This window comes from Tateyamaria sp. LSS28, from assembly GCF_059611725.1.
In genome coordinates this window covers 583,456-608,255 of record NZ_JCAPFI010000001.1, presented here as the reverse complement: position 1 = coordinate 608,255, position 24,800 = coordinate 583,456, and the positions used below count along the sequence as shown (strand labels likewise).

10 protein-coding genes are annotated in these 24,800 nt (G+C 58.4%); 6 read left to right on the top strand and 4 right to left on the bottom strand.

The window, feature by feature from the left end:
- Window positions 1-35 precede the first annotated feature (35 nt).
- Window positions 36-929: an EamA family transporter RarD gene (gene rarD / locus AC53L6_RS03080; RefSeq protein ID WP_496906762.1), complete on the top strand. Its 894-nt coding sequence runs from the start codon at window positions 36-38 to the stop codon at window positions 927-929.
- On the opposite strand, the gene AC53L6_RS03075 is transcribed toward rarD, so the two are convergent.
- Entirely contained in the window at window positions 926-1,723 is a 798-nt protein-coding gene (locus AC53L6_RS03075; protein ID WP_299746195.1) for a CE1 family esterase, read from the bottom strand. The genes rarD and AC53L6_RS03075 overlap by 4 nt on opposite strands.
- A gap of 105 nt (window positions 1,724-1,828) precedes the next feature.
- On the opposite strand from AC53L6_RS03075, the gene AC53L6_RS03070 reads away from it, so the two are divergent.
- From AC53L6_RS03070 to AC53L6_RS03060, 3 genes are all read left to right on the top strand, one after another.
- The gene (locus AC53L6_RS03070) at window positions 1,829-2,476 is read left to right on the top strand and encodes an RluA family pseudouridine synthase (protein WP_496906761.1); all 648 of its coding nucleotides are present in this window, start codon (window positions 1,829-1,831) and stop codon (window positions 2,474-2,476) included.
- 926 nt (window positions 2,477-3,402) lie between these two features.
- Entirely contained in the window at window positions 3,403-15,588 is a 12,186-nt protein-coding gene (locus AC53L6_RS03065) for a beta strand repeat-containing protein (protein WP_496906760.1), read from the top strand.
- 11 nt (window positions 15,589-15,599) lie between these two features.
- Window positions 15,600-18,995, top strand: coding sequence for an RHS repeat domain-containing protein (locus AC53L6_RS03060; protein WP_496906759.1), 3,396 nt, complete (start codon window positions 15,600-15,602; stop codon window positions 18,993-18,995).
- Between the two features lie 237 nt (window positions 18,996-19,232).
- Here AC53L6_RS03060 and AC53L6_RS03055 read toward each other — a convergent pair whose 3' ends face one another.
- Together AC53L6_RS03055 and AC53L6_RS03050 are read right to left on the bottom strand one after the other, a co-directional pair.
- Window positions 19,233-20,786 (bottom strand): calcium-binding protein, encoded by a 1,554-nt coding sequence (locus AC53L6_RS03055; RefSeq protein WP_496906758.1) that lies wholly within the window; start codon window positions 20,784-20,786, stop codon window positions 19,233-19,235.
- Window positions 20,787-21,357: 571 nt separating this feature from the next.
- Window positions 21,358-22,119, bottom strand: a complete 762-nt coding sequence (locus AC53L6_RS03050) for a helix-turn-helix transcriptional regulator (RefSeq protein WP_496906757.1) — start codon at window positions 22,117-22,119, stop codon at window positions 21,358-21,360.
- 69 nt (window positions 22,120-22,188) lie between these two features.
- Between AC53L6_RS03050 and AC53L6_RS03045 the strand changes: the two genes are divergently transcribed.
- A complete protein-coding gene (locus AC53L6_RS03045) occupies window positions 22,189-22,548 on the top strand; it encodes a GFA family protein (protein ID WP_299770744.1) in 360 nt (119 codons plus the stop codon).
- 26 nt (window positions 22,549-22,574) lie between these two features.
- Here AC53L6_RS03045 and AC53L6_RS03040 read toward each other — a convergent pair whose 3' ends face one another.
- Window positions 22,575-24,014, bottom strand: a complete 1,440-nt coding sequence (locus tag AC53L6_RS03040) for an aldehyde dehydrogenase family protein (protein ID WP_496906756.1) — start codon at window positions 24,012-24,014, stop codon at window positions 22,575-22,577.
- A gap of 125 nt (window positions 24,015-24,139) precedes the next feature.
- On the opposite strand from AC53L6_RS03040, the gene AC53L6_RS03035 reads away from it, so the two are divergent.
- Entirely contained in the window at window positions 24,140-24,790 is a 651-nt protein-coding gene (locus tag AC53L6_RS03035) for a peroxiredoxin (protein ID WP_496906755.1), read from the top strand.
- Window positions 24,791-24,800: the final 10 nt, after the last annotated feature.

Below are 24,800 nucleotides of genomic sequence, written 5' to 3'. Positions count from 1 at the left end.
CTGGTGCTAGGGGTGGGCCGGAAAGGACCACCCCCATGACACAATCGAACGGTGACACGCCCCAAGGGCTTGGCTTTGCCATTTCCGCCTATTTCCTGTGGGGGTTTCTGCCGCTTTACATGAAGATGCTGAGCCATGTTGGCCCGGGCGAGGTGGTCGCGCATCGGATTATCTGGTCCGTTCCGATTGCTGCCGTTCTTCTGATCGCGTTGCGGCGTACGGGGGACCTGATGGCTGCGCTGCGTAACCCGCGTATGCTGGCCATGGGGTGCGTAACGGCCGCGCTGATTACGGTGAACTGGGGTATCTATGTGTGGGCCATCACCAGCGGACACGCGCTGGACGCGGCCCTCGGTTACTACATCAACCCGCTGTTTTCCGTGGCACTTGGCGCAGTGCTGCTGCGCGAGCGTCTGACGGTTGCGCAACTGGTGGCTATTGGTCTCGCGGCCTGCGCAGTGGCTGTCCTGACCATATCGGCGGGGGTTGTGCCTTGGGCCGCGCTGGGATTGACCGTCTCTTGGGGCTTCTATGCACTTGCAAAGAAACAGCTGCCGATCGGGCCAAACCAGGGCTTCCTGCTTGAGGTGCTCATCCTGCTCATTCCGGCGCTTGCCTATATAACATGGTTGGGGGCGACAGGGCAGGGGCAATTCCTGATTGGCGATACGGGCACCAACTGGCTTTTGCTGGGTTGCGGTGCGGTTACGGCCATCCCCCTGATCTTGTACGCAAATGGTGCCAAGGGGCTGCGACTGACCACCATTGCGGTCCTGCAATACATCGCGCCGACCATGATTTTCCTCTGCGCGGTGCTGGTGTTCAAGGAGCCCTTTGGGCAGGCGCGTATGATCGCGTTTCCGATGATTTGGGCGGCTCTGGTGATCTACTCGGCCTCCATGATCCGCCAGATGCGGGCGACGGCCTAGGACCCCTCGAACCAGTCGCGGGCAAGAGTGGTCCAGCCGCGTGGCATCCCGTGGGCGCCGTCATGCTCGCAGAATTTTATCGCACCGTCTGAGCAGCTTGCGTTCCAATCACGACAGCGAAAACGGTCGCCGACGTCGATTGTGTCTGGGTGCGTGCGGCATTGGTTGCTGGCGCGTGCCAGTGCGAGACTGTCCCACAGGCTGCCCTGATGCCAATCCCGAATGGCACGTCCTTCGAAGGGGACCTGGTTGTCGGCAAATCCATGGATTTGCAGGAACCGAACGGGCGTGGTCGGGCAGTTCGTTGTATCGTTGGGTTCCCGCAAGGCGCCAGAGATCGACGTGAAGCCAGCGAACTGTTCCGCGGCTTTGCAAGCCATGAGCCAAGCCATTGATCCACCTGCGGAAAACCCGGCGACATAGATACGGTCGGCGTCGATGGACGCCTTGGTCTTGGCATCTTCAATCACGTCGAGGGTAAAGGCGATATCGTCGCGCACGCTGCCATCCCGCCCCGGCCAGAAGCGCGTTTGCCGCCCCGGTATTTGCTGGCCGTTGGGGGCGATGACGACATAGCCCGCATCCGCGAAGTCGGATTTGATCCCGCCGCGAAAGATCATCTGGCCCGTTGCATTGTGGCCGTGGAAAAAGACCAGTACAGGGGCGCCTTCCGTGCCTTCGCTGCCGTCGATCATGTGATAACTGCCGCCGTCTATTTTACAGGGCGCATCGGGTCCACACTGGGCAAAGGCAAAGGTCGGGAGGGCGAGCAAAAGGGCAGCTAAATACTTCATAACGCACAACGATCATGGCGCGCTGATTCAGGCAAACAGGATATGCGAGCCTCGCCGAAACGTGATGGGGGTTGTCTTTGAGCTGCGCATTTGAGAGGCGGGGACATGGATGATGTCTATGCCCCGCCCAACGATCCTTTGGACATTCTGCATGATGATGCGGAGATGCTGGTGGTCGACAAACCCTCTGGCCTGCTCAGTGTTCCCGGCAAGGGAGAGCATTTGTCAGATTGCTTGATCGCACGGGTGCAGGCGGTGTGGCCGCAGGCGTTGCTGGTGCACCGTTTGGACCGGGATACAAGCGGGATCATGGTATTTGGTCTTACACCACATGCCCAGCGGTTCCTGTCCAAGCAATTCGAACTGCGTTCCGCGAAAAAGACCTATGTGGCAAGGGTGTGGGGGCGGATGACACCCAAGACGGGGCGGGTTGATCTGCCCCTGATCGTGGATTGGCCGAACCGACCGAGGCAACATGTCGACCACGAGAACGGCAAGCCTGCTGTCACCGATTGGCGGGTGCTGCGCGACACAGAGACTGAGAGCCGGGTGCGGTTGTTTCCGCAGACAGGGCGGAGCCATCAGTTGCGTGTGCATATGCTTGCTTTGGGGCATCCTATCTTGGGCGACCCATTCTATGCGGAAGGGCCCGCGCGTGAGTTTGATCGGCTCATGCTTCACTCGGAAGAACTGCGGATCAAGCACCCGGACAGTGGAAAGATGATGCGGTTTCGAGCTTCAGCGCCATTCTGAGGTGTAGCGATCTGCCTTGAGCAATGCGCAGCGTCCGGCGCACAGTGTTGACGCCGGACGCTGCGCATTGGCATCTGTTCTGCCGTATTGGTGGCCCGTTTTGCCCGAGCAGGCAAATATTCGTATCCGTTTTGAGGGCTGTACGTGTGTGTCTACTTGAATCCCAATGTCAAACTTGGAGGATATTTTGCATAAAACGCGCCTATCCACGCGCAACGGAGCGTCTTAGACGGGCTGCCGTTTGCTTGCTGACAGATGAGCGGTCTCGCGGTTGCGTCGGCAAAATCTGTTGTTCTCAACCACAATAGGTCAGGGGGTTTCTGCTGTCTTTGTGCCTCTGATGTGTTTTCATTCGAAGTGTCAACGCAGTCATTTTATTTTTATAGGGCGGTTCGTCGGCGTCATTTCCATTTGAAACATTTAATAAAAAAATTACAGCATAGAGAGGTTAAAGTCATTTTGAGAATTGTGTGTTCCCACTTTCAGTTCTTGCACAAGCATTACAAATGCCTGTTATTCAGCGGTTGCGGTCAGAGTTGAGCAATTGAGTTTGTCAAATCGGTGCCGTCGGGTCATTGAATGGTTTCTGCCTTGTGGCGATGGTTCAGCGTGTGAATTGAGCGCATGGATATCGCACGATTATAACCACCACTGCTCTATATGTAGTTAATAAGGTGACTCTGGCTGCTGTATCTGGTGCTTTCGTTGGGCTGGCGTCCGCGGACAACACTCAATAGTTGTGGCATCTGTGTGACAATTTCTGGAAGAATTTCGAGGGGGAAATCTCTGACAAAAAAACCGTTGATGACTTATTGGTTGCAGTGCCACTTTAGTGTCAGGGTCGATAAGATCTATTACCAAGAATAAATATCGCGCGCGTAACGAGCAGAAAATCTGCCAACAGACGCGAACAACGAGGGACGGTAATGTTTAGATTGAGTGGTGCCTTTCAGGGTGCGCTGGCAGCCGCCAGTGTATCTTTTTTTGCGGCTGACCTGGCGCATGCCACACCCTTTACGACAAATGTTCCCGGGACGAGCATTGCGCTTCCTAGTGCATATCCCGAAGCGGGTGGCGTCGTCATTGTCATGGAAGGTGTCAACGGCCAGATCTATTACCAGTTCAGTGATCCGAACGGCGCTTTTCGCGGCTTCAACTCGAACGGCCAGCCAACGCGATTCCGAGGCAATCCGTTCACTGTGAATGATCCCATTCCACTGGACTGCGGAATTCGGAACTGTACGGACTATTTCGGTGGTGCCATCGCCAGGGTTCACGTCCGTTTCTCTGCCTATGACGGGGATACGCAACCGGGTGGGTTTGACCAGAACGATATCAGCCTGATCCTAAACGGGGTAAATGTGGGCAGCTGGTCGGGACTGACGACCGAACGTACCAACAACTCAGGTACGGTGAGTCAGGGCTTTCAAACCGGGTTCGGCAATAACAGCTTCAATACCGGCTGGTTTACTTCGTCCAACCCGACGCTGCTGAACAGTCTGTTGACGACGGGTCAGACAACGACCCAAGTGTTGGATGATGATCCCAACGACAACTTTTGGGATTTCCGTCGCGGCGAGAGCCTGAGCGACGAGGCGTTGCGTACGATCGCGCCGGGTTACGAGTTTGAAAAGACAACCACCGCGACAGACTACACAGCCGTTGGTGATGTCATCACATATACTTACACGGTGACAAATATCGGGTCGGTCAACATCAACAACCTGACGGTGTTCGATGACAAGGTCGATGAGCAGGGCGGAACCGTGTCCTGTGATCGTACGACCATCAACGAGACGACGGGCGGTGGCACACCTGAGGTCGCCACCTGTACCGCCACTTACACAGTCACGCAGGACGACATCGATAGCGGGAGCCTGACCAATATCGCGCGTGCGAATGGTGATCCGGAGTTCGGCCAATTGGGTGAAGTGCAGGATACTGTGACCTTGCCCGGTCCCACAGCTGACGCTGATATGACCATCGCGAAAGTGGCGCGGCAAACGACTTTTAGCGCCGTGGGTGAGGTGATCACCTATGATTATACTTTGGAAAACACCGGCAACACGACTCTGACCAACCTGAGTGTCGCGGACAACCTTATCCCGTCATTGTCCTGTGCGCAGGCGACATTGTTGCCGACCGATACACTGACATGTACCGGCACCTATACCGTTACACAGGCAGATCTGGATGATTTTGCCCAAAACGGTACGCCACTGACCAACACCGCGACGGCCAATGCGCAGGACCGCGGGCAGTCCACGCTGACCCGCACCGTTGATGAGACCGTGGATGGGCCGGCGGCAGCCCCGGCGTTGGTGGTGTCCAAGACAGCGCTGCAACAGAATTTCGACAGTGATGAAGATGTTCTGCAATTCCGCATCGAAGTGACAAATACGGGCAATGTCACCTGGCCTGGTCCGCCAGCTATCACCGATGCCTTGGTGACGGATGCCGGCGGGGCGGTCAGTTGTCCCGCAGGTGCTGTTCCGCCAAATGGTGCGGTGATCTGTACTGCGGACTATGCGGTGACTCAGGCGAACCTGAATGCGGGTGAAGTGCTGAATGAAGCGACAGCATCAATCACGGTTGGGGGTGTCACAGCGAACGGTTCGGCCTCAGTAACGGTCCCTGCTGTCCGAACGACCGGTTTGACGCTGGTCAAACAGCTTAACGCGGCCAGCGCGACAAGTTTCGATGCGCCCGGTGTGACCCTGGTCTATGACTACGTGCTGACCAATACCGGCAATGTCACCCTGACCACACCGCGGATAACGGATGACAAGGTATCCGCCACCTGCACCGCGACCGAGATCCTGCCCGGCACCAGTGTGACCTGTACCTCGGATGACTACCTCACGCTTCAGGAAGATGTGGATGCAGGCTCGGTCACCAACATCGCAACCGCTGCCGCCGACGACCCGGATGCAGCGGAAGTGTCGTCCGATCCGGCGCAAGTGACGGTCGATGCCGACCAGATGCCCGAACTGACATTGGACAAGCTGGCGCCGGTGATCCCAGCCGTCGACTTCTTTGAGGGACAAACGGTCACCTACACTTACGAAATTGAAAATTCTGGGAACACCACCATCACGGCGCCGCTGACAGTGAACGATGATCGGTTCACTGATCCAATTGATTGCGGCACCGGCGATCTTCTGATTGGTGACACGCGCACGTGTCAGGCTGTCTACACGATAACCGCGGCGGATGAATCCCTTGGGTTCGTGTCCAACACTGCCACGGCAACGGATGGCACAACAACGTCAAACTCGGATACCGAGACTGTCCCGCAGGCAGGTACAGATGCGATTGAGCTGACCAAGACCGCGGATGTGACCAGCGTGTCCAGTACCTCAGACGTCATCACCTACACCTTTACAGTGACAAATGTTGGCGACCGGTCCATTGGGGTAAACAGGACCATCTCGATCAACGACCCACGCTTGGACACCGTGACATGTGTGCAAACAGGGCGGATTTTCCCGGTGGGGCAAGGCGCGCCGAATTCGGTCACATGCACCGGCAGCACCACACCGACCCAGGCCGAGATAGACGCAGGCGAGGTGATCAATACTGCCACGGCACAATTCAACCGCGTCAATGGCGGCAACCCGTTTGATGTTGTGTCTCCGTCGGCAGAGGCGACCGTGCCCGTCGACATCACGCCGTCCTTCACGCTGGACAAGGTGGGACCGTCGCAGTTCACCAGCGCTGGCGAAGTCCTTACCTACACATTCCGGGTGACCAACAACACCGAACAGACGATTGCGTCGGCCACCGTCACGGACCCTCTGATCCCGGGTCTGGTTTGCGATCTGACCGATATCGGGCCTCTTCTCGCCGGGGAATGTACCGGCGAGTACACGGTGACCCAAGCTGATCTGGATCGGGAAACGATTACCAACACCGCGACCGCGAGCGGCATGTCGAGCACCGGCGACACCATTGATCCGTCCTCCGACACCGAGGTTACGCCCGTTGATCCTGCCGCAGCCACGCGCGCGGTCAACGTGTCGAAAACTGCCAACGTGACAGAGTTCGACTCGGTGGGGGACGAAATCCGCTACAGCTTTGCCGTAGCAAACACCGGTACGCAGACCTTGACCGACATTGTGGTCACTGACCCGCTGGTCAACCTGACCTGCACCATTCCGACACTCGCCCCCAGCACCACTGACACAACCACCTGTCAGGCCGTCTACACCGTGACCCAGACCGATTTGGACAATGGACAAGTCGACAATATCGCGAGTGTGGCAGCGCCTGGCACATCGGGCGACAGCAGCTCGCTGACCGTGCCCGCCGTTAACCGCGACGCGGACTTCACCGTTGAGAAACAGGCTGATGATGCGGTGAGCGTCGTCGCAGGCCAGGTGATTACCTATTCCTATGTTGTCAGGAACACCGGAAACGTCACGCTGACCAATGTGGCGTTGACGGACAGTCATACCAGTTCTTCTGGTACTCAGACACTGACCATTTCGGGGGGCGGCAATACGGGCAGCATTGCGCCTGGGGCTGATGTAACCCTGACAGCGACCTACACCGTGACCCAGGATGACATCGATGCAGGTGCGGACCTGACCAACATCGTCAGCGGAACTGCGGTTCCACCTACCGGCCTTACACCACCTACGGACAGCGACACCGAAACTGTGACGGTCGCAACCCCCAATCCAGTGCTGCGTGTCGTCAAGACCGAGGTGGATGGATCGGGCACCTTTGGCGCTGTCACAGGCGCCGAAGCTTACACGTTCGAAGTCTTCAACGACGGGAATGTGACGCTCAGCAACCTGAGCTTGAGCGACGATCTGACAGGGTTTTCCTGTACGTTGGCAGATCTTTTGCCCGGTGCATCGACCACCACCTGTGCCGATACGACCTCGCTGGCTGACAGCTACACCATCACGCAAACGGATGTGGATGCGCGATTCCTGACCAATGAAGTTGAGGTTACGGGCACCGCACCAGGTGGTGCATCGGTCAGTGATACCGACACCGTCACATTGGCTGGTCCGACACAGGCACCTGCCATTGATATGACCAAGACTGCAACAGCCGGGGATAACTTTACGGCGGTGGGCGACATGGTCAGCTATGACTACGTTGTCTCAAACACCGGGAACATCACGCTTACGGCGGATATCACCGTTGCAGACGACCGCACGGCTGTAAGTTGCCCGGCGCTGCCACTCGGTGGCCTCGCACCCGGTGCTACACTGACATGTACCGCAGCCTATGAGATCACGCAGGATGATCTGGATGTGGGCAGCGTGCTCAACCGCGCGACGGCGACCATTACCCAGACCGTGGTGCCAGACACGCCCGGTGGCGCCACCGAAATCACCACGTCGTCGCCCGAACGGACCGAGACAGTGACTGCGGCCCAGTCCCCGGCGCTGACCCTCTCGAAGGCGCTTGCCGTAAGCTCGGCCAGCAGCTTCACCAATCCAGGTGACACCCTGACCTACGCTTACACTGTTACCAACACCGGCAACGTCACGATCACTGACACTATTAACGTGACAGACAACCAGATTGCGGCCGGTGTGCCGCAGCTTTGTTCCGAAGACGATCTGGCCCCTGGTGCCAGCCTGACGTGTGAGTTGGTCTGGACTGCGGATCAGCCAGCGATTGACGCTGGAAGCATCACTAACGTTGCTTCGCCGCAGTCGACATTCGGTGGTGTTCTGGTCCCGGCAACGTCTGACACGCTGACAGTCCCCGCAGTACAGACCCCGGCACTCACTATGTTGAAGGAGTTCGTTTCGATCCTGAACGCAAACCCGCCCCCGGTTGCAGGGGACTTTGCGGCGGGTAATGACGTAATCTATCGCTACACGGTCACCAATTCCGGCAACACGACCGTCACGACCGAACCCGTGGTGACGGACAACCTGATCCTGCCGGCGTCCATCTCTATCGATGCGCCATTTCCGGCGGCAGGCCTCGCGCCTGGTGACAGCGTCACTTACACAGGGGTGTACGAGCTTACCCTGGCCGATATTCAGCTTGGTAGTGTCACGAACAATGCGACTGCGACGTCGGGCGGCGTGACCTCGAGCCCTGCAACGGAAACCATTCCATCGGGGGCCAACCCGGCGCTCAGCGTCACAAAGACCGCCGTCCAGACGAGCTTCACCGCCGTGGGTGACGTGATCGACTATGAATACGTGGTCGAGAACACATCGCAGGGCACACCGGCGCCCGCATTCGCCAATGCGATTACGGTGGATGACGACAAGACGACCGTGACCTGCCCTGCTGTTCCCGGCGGGCAGTTGTTGGTCGGTCAATCTATCACCTGTGAAGCCGAGTATACGGTAACACAAGAGGATCTGGATGCGGTTGCTTCCGGCCAGCCCGGTGGGTTTGTGACCAACGTGGCCACGGCCAACACAGTGTTTGCCGGCCAACCGGTTCAATCCCCTGCTGCAACAGTCACAGTGCCCGCTGTGAACGATCCTGCATTGTCTGTGGTCAAGTCCGCATCAGGTGGCCCTGACCCTGCCGGAGAAGGGGATACGATCACCTTCGCGATCCTGACCACCAACAGTGGGGATACGACCGTTTCCGGTTTGGACGTGTCAGACCCTTTGCTTGCAAGTCTGAACTGCTTTGATGGTGCCTCGAACACTGATCCTGCGGTGACTTTGCCGGTCACGCTGGCTCCGGGCGCGCAGCTTTTGTGTGAGGGTGACTATACCATCACGCAGGACGATGTGGATGGTCAGAGCCTTATAAACATTGCGACTGCGCAGGGCGTGACGCCTGCGGGTGATCCCGTGGTCGCCACCGGGTCGGTCACTGCGCCGCTCGAAGATGATGCGCCTGCGGTCGAGGTCACCAAGGCCCTGAGCGCAAGTGAGCCCGACAGCAGCTTTAGCGTGGTCGGGCAAGAGATTGAGTTCACCGTGACGGTTCGCAACACCGGAAACGTGACCCTGACATCGACGACGATCACGGATGATCTGGTGCCGGGTGAAACATGTTCCGTGCCCAGCCTTGGCCCGGGCGGTGAGGACCAGAGCTGCACATTCCTGTATACTGTTACTCAGGCCGACGTTGACCAAGGTGACTTCACCAATGTAGCGCGCGCCTCTTCGGTTCCGATCAGTGACCCGGCCAATCCGATCATTGATGACGGATCACTCCTCGTGGATGGTCCGGATGCCGAGCCGTCCTTTAGCTTGGTCAAGGATGCCGATATCGCCAGCTTCGCGGCTCCCGGCGTAACCATCACCTACAGCTACACAGTCTCCAATACGGGCAATGTGACTCTGACCGCGGCACCAACCGTAAGCGATGATCGCATTGCCAGTGTGAGTTGCCCTGCCTTCCCAACGGGTGGTCTGGCACCGCTCGACAGCATTGTTTGTACTGCGACCTATGAAACAACACAGGATGACGTGGATGCGGGCGAGGTCACAAACATCGCCTCGGTTGCAAGCAGCGAAGTCCCGTTTGATCCACTGGATCCCAACCGGGCCGAAGCGACCGAAACGGTTCCTGCGACGCGGGGGCCAGCCTTTACCATCGACAAGACTGTCGATGATGCGACCGATGTGCAGGCGGATCAAGAGCTGACCTACAGCTATCTTGTGACCAACACCGGCAACGTGACCCTGACCGATGTGACGCTGACCGACAGTCACACCAGCGCGGCTGGCACGTCTCCCCTGACACTCAGCGGCGGCGGTGTGATTGGATCGCTGGACCCGGGTGACAGAGTAACTCTGACCGCGACCTACACGGTCACGCAGGCGGATGTGGATGCAGGTGCGGATCTGACCAATGTTGTCAGCGGGACTGCGACCCCGCCCGGTGGTCTGACGCCGCCCACTGCCGATGACACGCAGAGTGTCAGTGTCGAAGGCCCAAGCCCTGAGGTCACGGCCCTGAAAACCGTGAGCGCCAGCACCGGAACCGATGTGGGTGATAGCGTCATTTTTGACATCGACGTCTCTAATACTGGCAACGTAACGCTGGATACGGTCACGTTGACCGACACGCTGCGCGATGGAAACGGGCAGACAATCCTGCCCGCGCCGGTGCCGACGTTGATCGCCGGAGACGGTGTGACGCTGGACGTGGATGAGACGTGGACCTTCCAGGTCACCCATGTCCTAACCCAGTCGGACATCGATAGCGGAGGGCTGAGCAACTCGGTCCTGGTCCAGGCGCAAGACCCAAGCGACACGCCTGTGAGCGACCTGTCGGACAATGGTGTTCCTGGCGACGGAAGTGACAACCCAACCACCTTTGCCGTGCCACCCGCACCCGGAGTGACGGGGGTCAAGACCATCACATCAACCGGAACGGGTTTGGGCGACACTGTCAGCTTCCTCATCGAGATCGAAAACACGGGCAACGTTACCCTGACAAGTGTTGACGTCACCTCTGACACCTTGGAGCGGCAGGACGGGACATCCCTGACCCTCGCAACAGGGCCAACATTCAGCTCGAACGATGATGGATCGCCTGCAGGGACGTTGCAGGTGGGTGAGACTGCCACCTACACGGCCACTTACGTGCTGGTTCAGGAAGACCTCGATGCCGGTGGTATTCGGAACTCCGCGATCGTGAGTGGCACTCCGCCCACCGGGCCGCCAACAACGGATATCACCGACAACGGTGTTCCGGGCGACGGTGACGATACGCCGACCAGCCTGGACATCGCCGCTGCCCCGTCCTTTAGCTTCGTCAAAGATTACACGGGTGCAGACGCAAGCTTCGATGCTGTAGACGATGTGCTCGACTACACATTTACATTGGTCAACACCGGCAATGTGACCCTGACCGACCCGATCGTGATCACCGATCCGTTGCTTATCACCCCCGCCATTTGCGATCCCGTCTCTGCCGCGGCGCCCTGGGCGCCTGACGATACGCGGACCTGCACCGCAAGCTACACCGTTACCCAGGAAGATTTGGACCGTGGGGAAGTCGAGAATACCGCGAGCGCGGCTGTAGGATCCGCGCCGGGTCAGACCGACAGTGTAACTGTACCAGCCAGCCAATCGCCTGCGATGGGGCTGTTGAAGGAAGCGGAAAGCGTTGATCCGGCCACAGAGTTCTTCGTCGGCGCCGTGGTTGATTACACCTACACGGTCACCAATACGGGCAATGTCACGCTTACAACCCCTATCACGATCACCGACAATCTGATCCCAACAGGTGACATCGTCTGCCCGACTTTCCCGACGGATGGCATCGCGCCCGGCGGTACATATGTCTGCACCGGTAGCTACACCGTAACCGTTGGCGATGTTGATCTCACGTCGGTGACGAACCTTGCATCTGCAACGGATGGCACCACCACATCCCCGCAAGTCACAGAAACTATTCCCAATGCCGCCACGCCGGCATTGGATGTGACCAAGGAACTGGTTCAGGTCACAGACGCGACCGGTGCAACCGTGCGGACGGGCGGGTTCGAAACGGTTGGTGATCGCCTGTTCTATCGTTTCACTGTCACCAACTCGGGCGGTTTGGCCTTTGTAAATGACGTTGTGGTGAACGACGCGCTTCTCGCGGCGCCGCTGGTCTGTTTTTCCAGCTCGGGCGCCGATCCCGATTTCCGCCCCGGTGAAGCGGTGACCTGTGAAACCAACCTTTTGCAATCATATGAGGTCACCCAAGAGGATCTGGACGCGGGCGAAGTCTTTAACGAAGCTATCGCAGAAACCAGTGCGTCGGGCTTGACTGCGCCGGTGATCTCGGACGTCTCAAGCGTGACCACGCCTGCGGCAAGCGATCCAATGATTGAGTTGGTGAAGTCCACCGCTGCAACGTCCTTTGCCAGTGTGGGCGAGACGATCACCTTTGACTTTGTGCTGAGCAACACGGGCAACCAGACGCTGACAGATGTGAGCGTCACGGACCCGCTGATCCCTGCGCTTGTTTGCGAAGCTGACACGTTGGCACCAGGCGGCGATCTGACCTGTTCTGGCGACTACGTGGTGACGCAGGAGGATGTCGACAATGGCACCCTCAGCAACACGGCCACGGCAGAGGCGATTGATCCAACCGGCACGGCAGTCACGCCAGATACCAGCGGAGTCACCGTTCCCGGACCGCTGACCGAACCACTTGGCCTTGCATTGTCCAAAACCGCTACCCCGACGCCGTTTGGTGCTGTGGGCAGCACGGTGTCCTACGGGTTCGGGGTTGAAAACACATCACGCTTCACTTTGGCTGATGTGACTGTCACGGACCCGCTGATCTCAGGCTTTAGCTGTGTGATTGCGACTCTTGATCCCGGTGCCGTCGACACGACAAGCTGTGCTGCGCTGTACACCGTGACCCAAGACGATGTGGATCGTGGGAGCATTGAAAACACGGCCCAAGTCACTGCGCGCGATCTGCTCAACACACGCACCGTGACGGTCGAGGATACGCTGACCACAGCTGGACCTGCACGTGCCCCGGCGCTGGAGGTCACCAAGACCGCCGACGTGTCCAGCGTGACACCCGGGTCGACGATAACCTACACCCTACGGGTCGAGAACACTGGCAATGTGACTGTCGCGGTCAGCGGCATCACCGACACGATGACGCGGATCAACACCGGCGCGCCGACGTTCCTGACCACTCCGTTTGCCTTTGTGACGGGAGATGCCAACAACGATGGTCTGCTGGATGTGGACGAGGCGTGGGAGTATTCCGCGACCTATGTGCTCTCTCAATCGGACATCAATGCGGGTGGGGTGAGCAACACCGCGACTGTCACTGCCGACGGACCGGCGGGCACAGGATCGGTCAGTGATACGTCAGATAACGGCAACGACGGTGACGGCAATACCACCGATGATCCCACAATCGTCGACATCACGTCGAACCCGCGGCTGGACGTCACCAAAACAGTTGTGACGACTGGCAGTGAAGCGGGTGAAACAGTCGTCTTCGAAATACGGGCAGCCAATACCGGGAACGTGGATATCTCAGGCCTTGCGGTTGCCGACACGTTGAGCCGTGCCAATGGTGAAGTGATCGGCACGCAGCCCGCGACCCCGGTTGGAGTCATTGCCGATCCGCTGGCACCTGGCAGTTTGGCTGTCTGGCGTGTTTCGTACACCCTGACGACGGAAGATGTGGACGCGGGTGGATTGTCGAATGTGGTTGTTGTGTCGGGCACCGGCCCTGGGCCGGGCAATGTCCCTGTCAGTGATACCGGCGACAACGGCGACGATACCGACGGCAACACCACTGATGATCCTACAGTTCTGGCAATTCAGCCGATGCCAGAACTGGTGGTGACCAAAACCTCGGGCAACCAGACGGTTGAACCCACAGCGCCGGGTGAGACCGTCACCTTCGACATCCTGATCGAAAACCTGGGCAACGTCACCCTGCGCGATCTGGTGTTCACCGATACGCTGACGCGGCTGGACGGGACGATTCTGACACCCGATGCGCCGCCGGTTGCGGGATTTGCTGAACTGGGTGCAGGTGAAACCACAACTGTCGGCGTGGCTTATACTTTGACGCAAGAGGATTTCGACGCGGGCGGCATCCAGAACATCTTTGCGGCGACCGGTGATGATCCGCTGGGTTTGCCGGTGACGGACAGTTCGGACGATGGGGACGACACCGATGGGAACGTGCTGGATGATCCGACGTTGGTTCCGATCACGGCGCTTCCGACTGTTGTTCTGACTAAGACGGCGAATGTGCCGACGCGCGTTTCGGGATCGGTCTTTGAAGTTCTCTTTACCATCACGGTCGAAAACACCGGTAACGTGACGCAAGCCGATCTGGTTTTAACCGACGACATGACGGCTTTCGTCGCGCCATCGACGCTGGTCACCGTGGGGGCGCCGGTTGCCTCGGGCTTTACCACCGGCGGCACCAATGGCGCGTTTGATGGACAGACTGACACTAATACGCTGAGCGCTGGGACGTCACTGGCCCCCGGTGAAACAGCTACTGTCACGATTGCGGTGCAATATGACACAGCAGCCGGATCACCGTCAGGGACCAACACGGCGTCACTGACATCCGACCGGCTCACAGCTGCTGTGACCGCATCCGCAGCCGTCGCCAGCAGTGAGCCGACATCGGACATCGTGGCAACAAAGCGTGCGACCAACAGCGGTGTTTTGCAGCGCGGCTCGGTTGTGACGTTCGAGCTGACGTTCGAAAACCGGAACACTACTGCAGAAAGCGGGCTAACATTCGTGGACCAATTGCCGCCGGGTCTTCTGTTCCTTCCGGGATCTGCGACGTTCAACGGTGCATCGACGCCTGAACCGGTGATGAATGGTCGTTCTGTCACGTGGCCGGACCAGACGCTTGCTCCGGCAGAGGTGGCGACGATCCGCCTGAGCGCACGACTGACGGGTGGGGCGGGCGAATACATCAACAGCGCATTCGCCCTTGGGCCGACAGGCGCGCGCGTATCGAACACCGCAACTGCGGCGATACGGGTCACACCCGAGGCGGTCTTTGATTGCGGTGACATCATCGGCAAGGTCTTTGATGACGTGAATGGCGACGGGTATCAGGATCCGCCCGAGACGCTGAAGCGTCTGGCCAATTCCTATGCGGCGCAGCGGGCGCTTGAGAAACTAACATCTGCTGAAATCAAGGCGGATGGCGGTGAGCCAGGGCTGCCCGGCGTGAAACTGGTGTCGCCGCGCGGCGATATTATCACGACCGACAAGTACGGGCGCTTCAATGTTCCCTGTGCCCTGCTGCCGGATGGCTCGATTGGGTCGAATTTCCAACTCAAACTGGACGACCGGACCTTGCCCACCGGCTACCGTGTGACGACGGAAAACCCGCGCGTGATCCGCGTGACAGCAGGTAAGCTTGCAGAGCTGAACTTTGGTGCGCGGCTGGGCAATCTGGTCGAGATTGATCTGACCGCTGCGGCTTTCTCGGGTGACGGACCGAATGCGGCCTTGATCAACGGTCTTCAGGGGTTGGTCGAACAGATCCGGCGCGAACCCTCAGCCATCCAGCTTCGATACTACCGCAGTGATGAAAGTGTTGAGACGGCGCGTACCCGTCTCAAAGCAACAGAAGATGCCTTGCGACAGGCGTGGCGGGGCAGGGGGACCTATCGGCTTGATGTCGACCGGTCCGTCCGGCGGTTGCAGTGAGGGGTGTGGACATGAAACGGTTTATCGCAACATCCGCCCTTCTTCTTAGCAGCTCAGCGCTTCCCGCACTTGCGCAGGATGGTGGGTTTGTCATCACCCTGAACGGGGACAAGGTGGCGGGTGACGACCCTGCGCTCGAACGCCAGGTCAAAAAGGTGGACGAGGTGCTGGAACAGGCAGACGTCCGGGTTCAGTACGACGGGCTGGATGTGACGCCGCGCCTTGATCTGGAAATTGAGGGGTCGGATGGTCAGCGGCGTGCGGGCGACAGCGTTACTCTGCAGTCCGCACTGAACTACCCCGGGTTTGTGACGCGTGGTGAGGTTTTGATCGTGGATCAGAATGCGCGCGGCGGCCCCAAAACCCTTGGACGCTACGATATTGCACCAAACGGGCAGGTGACCGTCACTGTTCCGGAGGGCGACAATATTGTCGCCGTACACCGCGTGTATGATTCCAATGGCAGATACGATGAAACCGCGCCGTTATCCTTGAGCCGTGGCGACGATCGCGCGCTCGAAGATGGGGTGGAGGACGGCAATGACGCCACGGCGCGCCGTCGAATTCCGGTATATGGTGGAGCCGTTACTGTGTCGGGGAGCAGCGTGGCACCTGGTGCGCAGGTCACCACGCTAGGGGAAGTCGTGCGCCCCGACCCGTCCGGGGCGTTTGTTATTCAGCGTATTCTCCCACCGGGTGACTACGCAATCGGAGTGCAGGTGCAAGGCACCGGGGCTGTGCCAGTCGATGTGGTGCGCGAGGTCGAAGTTCCGCGATCCGAGTCCTTCTACACGGCACAGATTGATCTGACGCTTGGCTACAATGATGGTGACCTTGACGGGAGCACCTCTTACGAGCGGGGACGCATCGCAGGTTACTTCAATGGTCGTTATGCCAATGGGGTGGAACTGACGGCCCAAGTCGATACTGGCGAGGGAGATCTGGACGAGATTTTCTCGACCTTGGGGGAACGGGATCCGCGTTCTACCTTCCTGCGGCTTGATCCGGACGATCTGTATCCGACCTATGGAGACGACAGCACGTTGGTTGATGACACGCCAACCTCTGGCAAATTCTATCTGCGGGTCGAGAAAGACAACAACTACGCTGTCTGGGGTGATTGGCGGGCTGACATCGCCAACACGACATATCTGCGCAATGACCGCACGCTTTACGGTGCGCGAGGGCATCTGGAATCCGCTAACACGACGTCGCTGGGCGAGCCCGTCTGGCAGTTGGACGCCTATGCCGCGCAGCAGGACACGCTTCCGCAACGCGATGTGTTCCGTGGTACGGGAGGGTCGGTTTACTTCCTGAGCCGTCAGGATCTGACCATCGGATCGGAAACACTGTTGGTGCAGGTGCGCGACGCAACCACTGGGCGCGTGATCTCAACGCAGTCCCTGGTGGCGGGGCGCGACTACTCGATCAACTACATTCAGGGCATCATCACCCTGAGCGCGCCGCTGCAATCCGGCACGGGGTCCAACGGTCTGGTTGTGACGGATGTCGGCGGCGCGGCCGATGTCAATCTGGTCGCACAGTATGAATTCACCCCGGATGCTGGTGACATTGATGCGTTTTCCTACGGTCTGCGCGGGGAGGTCTGGGCGGCGGATCGTTTCCGTCTGGGTGCAACCGTGCAGAGCGAAGAAACCGGGCTTGGCACACAGGATTCCTACGGTCTCGATCTGCGGTACCAGTTGAACGAAGACACCTATCTGAGCGCGGAATACGCCTGGTCGGATGGACCCGGCTTTGGGTTCGATACATCAACCGACGGCGGACTTGTGTTTGATGAAACGCCAGCCAGCGGTGGTCGAGGCGACGCCTACAAGATCGAGGGCCGCGCGGCCCTTGGTGATCTGGGGTTGGCTGCCGAGGGTTCGATCAGTGCCTATTTCGAAGAAAGGTCCGAGGGCTTCACGACCCTTGACTATTCAACCACTGCGGATGAGACCTTGTGGGGTCTTGCGTTGGATGCCGAGGTGTCCGAGCGGCTGAGCATCGCTCTTTACTTTGACAGCTTCAAACAAGATGGGGGCAAAATGGACCGCGAGGGCGGGATCGAAGCCGAGTACCTTCTAACCGATCGTGTGACCCTTGGATTTGGGCTTGAGAATCTGGACCGGCAGGGCGTTTCCGGTTCGGGCGACGGGCAGCGGACCGACGCTGTCGTCCGTTTAACGTACAAGCCCAACGATAATCTGACGTGGTACGTCTACGGGCAGGAGACGCTGAGCCTTTCGGGCACGCTTGAGAAAAACGACCGGATAGGTGTCGGGGGCAGCTACCGTTGGGCCGAGACATGGGAAATCGAGGGTGAACTGTCCGAAGGGGATGGCGGCACAGGCGGCCGCATTCTGCTGCGCAACGACCGCGGAGAAGCGGGGAACACCTATTTCGGTTACGAGCTTGATCCAAGCCGGGAGATTTCGGGTCTTAGCCGCTCCGATACTGGTCGCTCACGGGGGCGCTTCATCACTGGCGGTGAACGTCGGGTCAGCGGTACCGTCACCATGTTTGGAGAGAATGCTTTTGACCGCTTTGGTCGCTACGAAAGCCTGACGTCGGCTTATGGTGTCACCTATGAACCGACCGAACGCCTTTCTTTTGTGACGGCATTCGAGACTGGTCGGGTGCGTGACAGCGTAAACGGCGATTTTGACCGCTATGCGCTGTCCCTGGGTGCGCAGTACCAGAGCGAACAGTTTGAAGGTAAGGCGCGGCTTGAGTTCCGGAACGAGGATGGCACCCGCAGCAATTCAAACCGAAACAGCGATACATGGCTGTTCACCGGATCCGGCAGCTACAAGTTGGATGAAAGCCAGCGATTGGTCTTTTATGCCAAGGTGTCTGATACCGATGGCAACAGCGGCATTGCGCCTGACAGCGACTTTACCGATCTGTCGTTTGGGTATGCCTACCGTCCGATTTACAACGAACGTCTGAATGTACTGCTGCGCTACCGGTATCTGGATGACAGTTTCGGGCAGCAGGTCGATGGAAGTGACACCCCTGGTCCGGTCCAGCAATCACATGTTTTCAGCGTGGATGCGGAATATGACATCAACAAGTTCTGGAGCATCGGCGGTAAGGTTGGCGCGCGCTTTACCGACAGTGCGGACAGTGTCGATGACGAATACACGTCGAACGATGCGGTTCTCGCCATTCTCAATACGCGCTGGCACGTGGTCAACAAATGGGACGCCCTGTTTGAATTGCGCGCGCTTGACCTGCGCGATGCTGGAGTGTCCGAAGTGGGTGGGCTCGCGGCGATCTACCGTCATTTGGGCAAGAACGTGAAGCTTGGCGTTGGCTATAACTTCACCAACTTCAGCGATGACCTCACCGACCTGACCTTTGATGACAGGGGTGCTTTCATTAACATCGTTGCAAAGTTCTGAGCTGGGTAATTCGATCTGGATGGCACAGTTTGTGCCGCCTAGTGCAGGAGCTCTTCACGGGTGATGGGCGTTGGGTCAGGGAGGCGACACTGAACCGCTGGACTGGGTAGTGGTTTGTAGAGAGAGCGAACCGCGTTTTGCTTCGGACTTGCAACACCGGCTCCACTAAGGATCAGGAGGGTGGTCTGACTTGGAATGCCCCGGCACCGAATGGCGCCAGGGCTTTTGTCTGTTAGGTTAAAGGACAAAATCGCCGGTGCTTAGATTGAACACGTCTTCCACCAAAAAGGCTGTATCTGCCCGTCCATCGCCGTCCGCGTCAATCAGGACGTGCGACCCTCTTGTCGCGTCGATTGCAATCTGAAACTCGGCACTTCCCGATCCAGTGAAACCCTCGACCAATGTGAACATTCCAGCGTCGTTCAGATCGCCGATATCCACTTTGTCCTGTCCGCGTTCGAAGTCGAGGATTACGTCAGTTCTTGAAATCGCCACGGCGCTGTCCCGCAACGTGTTGAAGTCAAAAACATCGCTACCTTCGCCACCACGCATCACGTCGCGCCCGGTGCCACCATCAATAAGGTCGTTGCCTGAGCCGCCATCGAGCGTATCGTTGCCGCTCTCGCCTTGAAGGATATCAGCACCAGCGCCCCCAAGTATCAGATCTTGCCCGCTGCCGCCGGCCACATTGTCGTTGCCTTCGTCGCCTCTCAGCGTGTCGTTTCCCGTATCTCCAAAGAGGGTGTCGTTATCCTGACCTCCGCTTAGGCTGTCGTTTCCTTTGCGCCCAAACAACGTGTCCTGTCCCGACTGGCCGGACATTGTATCGTTACCCAGACCACCGACCATCTCGTCGTTGCCCGCGCCGCCAAACATCAGATCATCGTCGTTCAGACCGAACAGACGGTCGTCACCTTCGCCGCCGTCCAGCGTATCATTCCCGTCGCCGCCAGACAGGAGGTCCTCCCGTCCACCTCCCGATATGCTGTCGTCGCCCGCGTTGCCAAAAAGCCGATCAAAGCTGTCGCCGCCCAGCAAGGTGTCATTCCCCTCGCCGCCTCGCACGTCGGCTGCGTCCCCATTGCGCCCGTCAAACAGATCGTCACCGCCTTCCAGAAGGACTTTGCCTTCGATGGTTGCATTGTTAACCACCTTCTGCGCTGTGTCGTTCCCCATTACGGCAATCGATCTGACATCACCCCCACCACTCAGGAAACCGTTGTTCTGAACGACACCGCCAACTGATTCGACATGGAAGTTGATGCCAACACCTCGGCCAGTGATGCTTTGCCAATTCACGATCTCGACATCCTCGGATTCAACCACAATGGCGGTTCCCCCGAAAACCGTACCTCGGTTTAGGATGTAGTTGTCTTCGCCGTCATCAACGATACCAACTCCATTGATGTCTCCTACAATTTCCCCTGAGTTTAAGATCGCGCTGCCGAATCCTGTGTTCCTGATTGCCGTTTCGCCACTGATTTCAGAGAAAGTGGCGTTTACGATCGTATTTCCACTGCCAAACAGCTGAAGACCGGTTTCCAATCCGCTGATCGTGCCACGTTGGTTGTGGATAATGCTTTCCGATATCTCGCCATAAATGCCTTCGAACTCTCCTTCGATTGTGCCGAAGTTCGTGAGACTTGCTCCGGAAATGAAGTCGATTTCTATGGCCGCAGAAAGAACGCTGTTTGTATTTGTGATAGTTGCGTCCTGATCGACGACAAAGGGTCCGGCATCAAACTCAAGAAGAATTCCTTTGTTGGTCGATTCTAAAAATTCAGTGCTCATGTATTGCTCCTAATCTGAGCCCGGTCGCGTGATGAACCGGAGATGGTCAAAAAAACCTCAGCCGCAGGGCTGATTGGGCGAACTTAAAGCGGCAGGAAGATCAGAACCCACGTCGCCCGCATGCCTCAGAAACCCGCGCAATACGGGTCGAGTGTTTGGCCTTTGAACTGCTGCCGTGCAGTCGAGTGATACTTTTGTGCAAATCCGTCAGTACGACTCGGTCGACGGTAGTGCGGATGCCCACTGGATTTTTGTCCGTGAATACACCCGCCGGTCTGTAGGGTGAGATTTTGAAATGATATTTCGTTTCTGTGGTCTTCTAGCCGCCGCTAGTGGCAGATCAGTAGCAATCATAACTCAGGGTTGAAACGTTGCTTTTTTGCTTTCTTAACAATGGATAAGCGATATGTTGCTGATATTTAGGCAGCGTCCCGCGGATGACGCGGGGGCATGTTGGAGGTGGGTCTTGGGGTGCGCTGATGACTGTCGTGCCGGGCCAAGCGCGGCTGCGACCATGGGCTTGATGCAAACCGCTGCATGACCTGCGAGGTGATTGAAGCCCACTACAAGATCAGTTGGGTGCCTCTGTGTCTGATCGTGCATTGAACTGTACACGTTCAGCGTCCATGGCAGCGCGCCATTCGGTTCTCAGGACGTCCATGCGGCGGGGGATTTTGTCAATCAGCACCTCCGCCGCGACGATGCGTTCACTGCGAAAATACCGAAACGCTTGTCGGAGTTCACACCATGCCGCCACGATCCGGCCGGCATCGCGGTAGCCGATCAGGAGGGGCCAGATCACGCGGTTGGTCATGGCCCCGGCACCATCCGCATATGTCAGGGCGATCTTATGTCGCTGGCGGATGGCAAAGCGGACGTCAGAGGCGCTGAGCACCTCTGGGGGTGGTGTCGCGCGGCTTACTCCGGTGGTCGGTTCGACAAAAAAGCTTTGGGTGTTGTCTGGTGCGACTGCGGCGATCTTGGAGATCAGGTTTTCGGCTGCGCGGGCGAGTTCTGGCTCGCCCCGCGTTTGCACCCATTGGGCACCGAGCACGGCCGCTTCAATCTCGTCCGCAGTAAGCATGAGCGGAGGCATATGAAACCCCTGCTCAAGAACATAGCCGACGCCTGCCTCGCCTCTGATCGGAACGCGCTGTGCCATCAAGGCAGCGATGTCACGGTAGACGGTGCGCTTGGTCACCTCCAGCTCGGCGCCAATGGCTGAGGCCGAGATCGGGCCGCCCGTCCGGCGCAGAATTTCGATGATTTCAAACAATCGGTCGCCGCGTCGCACTTGTGCCTCCATCGGTTGATGGCAGCGTGCCCCACCCATGCTGACACCATGCTGTCAGCATGGTGTCGTTAGACCAATGGCGCAATCACGAAGACTGGGAGAACACAGATGGAGATCAAGGGAAGTTGCGTGTGTGGATCAGTTCGCTTTGCCATTGCGGGGCGGCCCAAGATGATGGGCACTTGCCACTGTTCGCGTTGTCGCAAACTGGGCGCGTCGACAATTGTTTTTGTGGAGCGGGAGCAGTTCACGCTGACCGCGGGCGAGGCGTATATCGAGACAGTTCAGCCTGCGCCGCCCTTCATCTATCATCGTTCATTTTGTCGGAGGTGCGGCACATCTTTGGGTGAGCCACTGTCGCCGGATCCATCCTTTCCCATCAATGCGCACTGTCTGGATGACGATCCGGGGGTGCGGATTACATTTCACGAACACGAAGAGGATCGGCCCGCGTGGGAAGAGACGTAAGGCGGGGCGAACCCCGCCTTACGGAATTACTCGGCGGCCCAGCCGGAGACGGCTTTGACTTCGAGGAAATCTTCGATCCCCCAGATGCCGCCTTCGCGCCCGTTGCCCGACTGTTTCATGCCGCCAAAGGGTGAGCCTGCTGCGCGAGAGGTGCCGTTCATTTCGACCATGCCAGACCGCAGTGCTTGGGCCATGCGATTGAGCCGCGCATCATCCTGCGTCTGAACATAGTTGGTGAGGCCGTAGGGCGTGTCGTTAGCGATCTCGACCGCCTCCTCTTCGCTGTCGAAGGGGATGATGGACAGGACCGGGCCAAAGATTTCCTCGCGCGCGATGGTCATGTTGTTGTTCACGTCGGCAAAGATGGTGGGACGCACGTAATACCCTTTGTTGAACCCTTCGGGGCGGCCTGTGCCACCGGCCACCAACTTGGCCCCTTCATCGACACCCTTCTGGATGAGGTCCTGGATCTTGGTCCATTGCACCTCGTTCACGACGGGGCCGATATGGCGGCCTTCTTCCGAGGCGGGGCCGACAGTGACCTTGTTTGCGACGGCTGCGGCTTCTTCGACCGCGTCATCGTATTTACTACGTTGCACCAGCATGCGGCTGGGGGCGTTACAGGACTGGCCGGTGTTGTTCATCATGTGCAGCACGCCGCGTTTCACGGCCTTTTCGTCGGCGTCGTCAAAGATGACATTGGCCCCTTTGCCGCCCAGTTCGAGGTGCACGCGTTTGAGTGTGTCGGCAGCGTTCTTCGAGATCAGGCGACCTGCGCGGGAGGAGCCGGTAAAACTGACCATGTCGACGTCAGGATGGCCCGACAGCACCGTGCCTACGCCGGGACCATCGCCGTTCACGAGGTTAAAGACGCCCGGAGGGAAGCCTGCCTCGTCCATCATCTCTGCAAAGATCATGGCGTTGAGAGGGGACTCCTCGGACGGTTTGAGGACCATGGTGCAGCCTGCGATGGCGGCCGCACCCACCTTGAGCGTGACCTGATTCATCGGCCAGTTCCACGGGGTGATCAGGGCCGCGACTCCGACCGCTTCGTAGATGATCCGGTCGTTCGGCGCGCGGTCGTTGAGCGGGCGGTTGAATTCGAACGCCTTGGCCGAGCGAATGAAATTTTTCAGGTGCCAAGTACCTGCGCCAACCTGCTGGTTGCGCGACATATCGAGCGGGGCACCCATTTCGGATGACATGGCTTGGGCGAGGTCCTCGCCCCGTGTTTCATAAACCTCGATCAGCTTTTCGACCAGCGCGATGCGGTCGGAGACGGACGTGGTCATCCAGCCGGGAAAGGCGGTCTTGGCCGCGGCAATAGCAGCTTCGGCATCTTCTCTACCGCCCAGCGAGATAACGGCCGTCGGCTCTTCGGTTGAGGGATCAATGACATGGTGGTCAGTGCCGTTTTGCGGGGCGACCCACTGGCCGTTGATATAGAAATCGCGTTTTTTAAGCATTCGGTCTCTCCCTGAGTTTGAATGGAATGTGGCACCGGCGTGTGTCGTCGGCAAGACGGGGGGATGAAAAGGCGTGCGCAATGCCTTAGGTTGCGTCTGTCACTACTATCCCGACGGAGGACACCATGGGTTTGCGCATTAACGACACCATCCCCGATTTGACGGTTGAAACAGACCACGGCACGATTTCGCTGCACGACTGGATTGGCGACAGCTGGGCCATCCTGTTTTCGCACCCCAAGGATTTCACACCCGTGTGCACGACCGAGTTCGGCGCCGTGGCTCAGTTGGCCGACGAGTGGGAGAAGCGCGGTACCAAGGTGATTGGCGTGTCTGTGGACGGTGTCGAGGATCACAAGAAATGGAAGGGCGATATCGAGAAGGTTGCCGGCGCCAAGGCCGGTTTCCCAATCATCGCCGATGATGGCTTGGAGGTGTCGAAGGCCTTCGACATGCTGCCTGCCGAAGCCTATCTGCCTGATGGCCGCACACCTGCGGACAGTGCGACCGTGCGGTCGGTTTTTATCATTGGCCCAGATAAGCAGCTAAAGCTGTCGATGACCTATCCGATGACTGTTGGCCGCAACTTTGCCGAGGTGGTGCGGGCGCTCGATGGCTTGCAGATGTCGGCCAAAGGTGTTGCGACACCGGCAAACTGGGTGCCGGGCGAGGATGTGATCATACCGCCGACCGTGTCAAACGATGACGCGAAGGCCAAGTTCGGCGAGTTCGAGACTGTCTTGCCGTATCTGCGCAAGACCAAAGCGCCAGAGTAACATGTCTTGG

What these genes read in the sequence shown, in the direction of transcription:
- rarD (WP_496906762.1), top strand. Translation starts at nt 36, where the DNA reads ATGACACAATCGAACGGTGACACGCCCCAAGGGCTTGGCTTTGCCATT.
- AC53L6_RS03075 (WP_299746195.1), bottom strand. Translation starts at nt 1,723, where the DNA reads ATGAAGTATTTAGCTGCCCTTTTGCTCGCCCTCCCGACCTTTGCCTTT.
- AC53L6_RS03070 (WP_496906761.1), top strand. Translation starts at nt 1,829, where the DNA reads ATGGATGATGTCTATGCCCCGCCCAACGATCCTTTGGACATTCTGCAT.
- AC53L6_RS03065 (WP_496906760.1), top strand. Translation starts at nt 3,403, where the DNA reads ATGTTTAGATTGAGTGGTGCCTTTCAGGGTGCGCTGGCAGCCGCCAGT.
- AC53L6_RS03060 (WP_496906759.1), top strand. Translation starts at nt 15,600, where the DNA reads ATGAAACGGTTTATCGCAACATCCGCCCTTCTTCTTAGCAGCTCAGCG.
- AC53L6_RS03055 (WP_496906758.1), bottom strand. Translation starts at nt 20,786, where the DNA reads ATGAGCACTGAATTTTTAGAATCGACCAACAAAGGAATTCTTCTTGAG.
- AC53L6_RS03050 (WP_496906757.1), bottom strand. Translation starts at nt 22,119, where the DNA reads ATGGGTGGGGCACGCTGCCATCAACCGATGGAGGCACAAGTGCGACGC.
- AC53L6_RS03045 (WP_299770744.1), top strand. Translation starts at nt 22,189, where the DNA reads ATGGAGATCAAGGGAAGTTGCGTGTGTGGATCAGTTCGCTTTGCCATT.
- AC53L6_RS03040 (WP_496906756.1), bottom strand. Translation starts at nt 24,014, where the DNA reads ATGCTTAAAAAACGCGATTTCTATATCAACGGCCAGTGGGTCGCCCCG.
- AC53L6_RS03035 (WP_496906755.1), top strand. Translation starts at nt 24,140, where the DNA reads ATGGGTTTGCGCATTAACGACACCATCCCCGATTTGACGGTTGAAACA.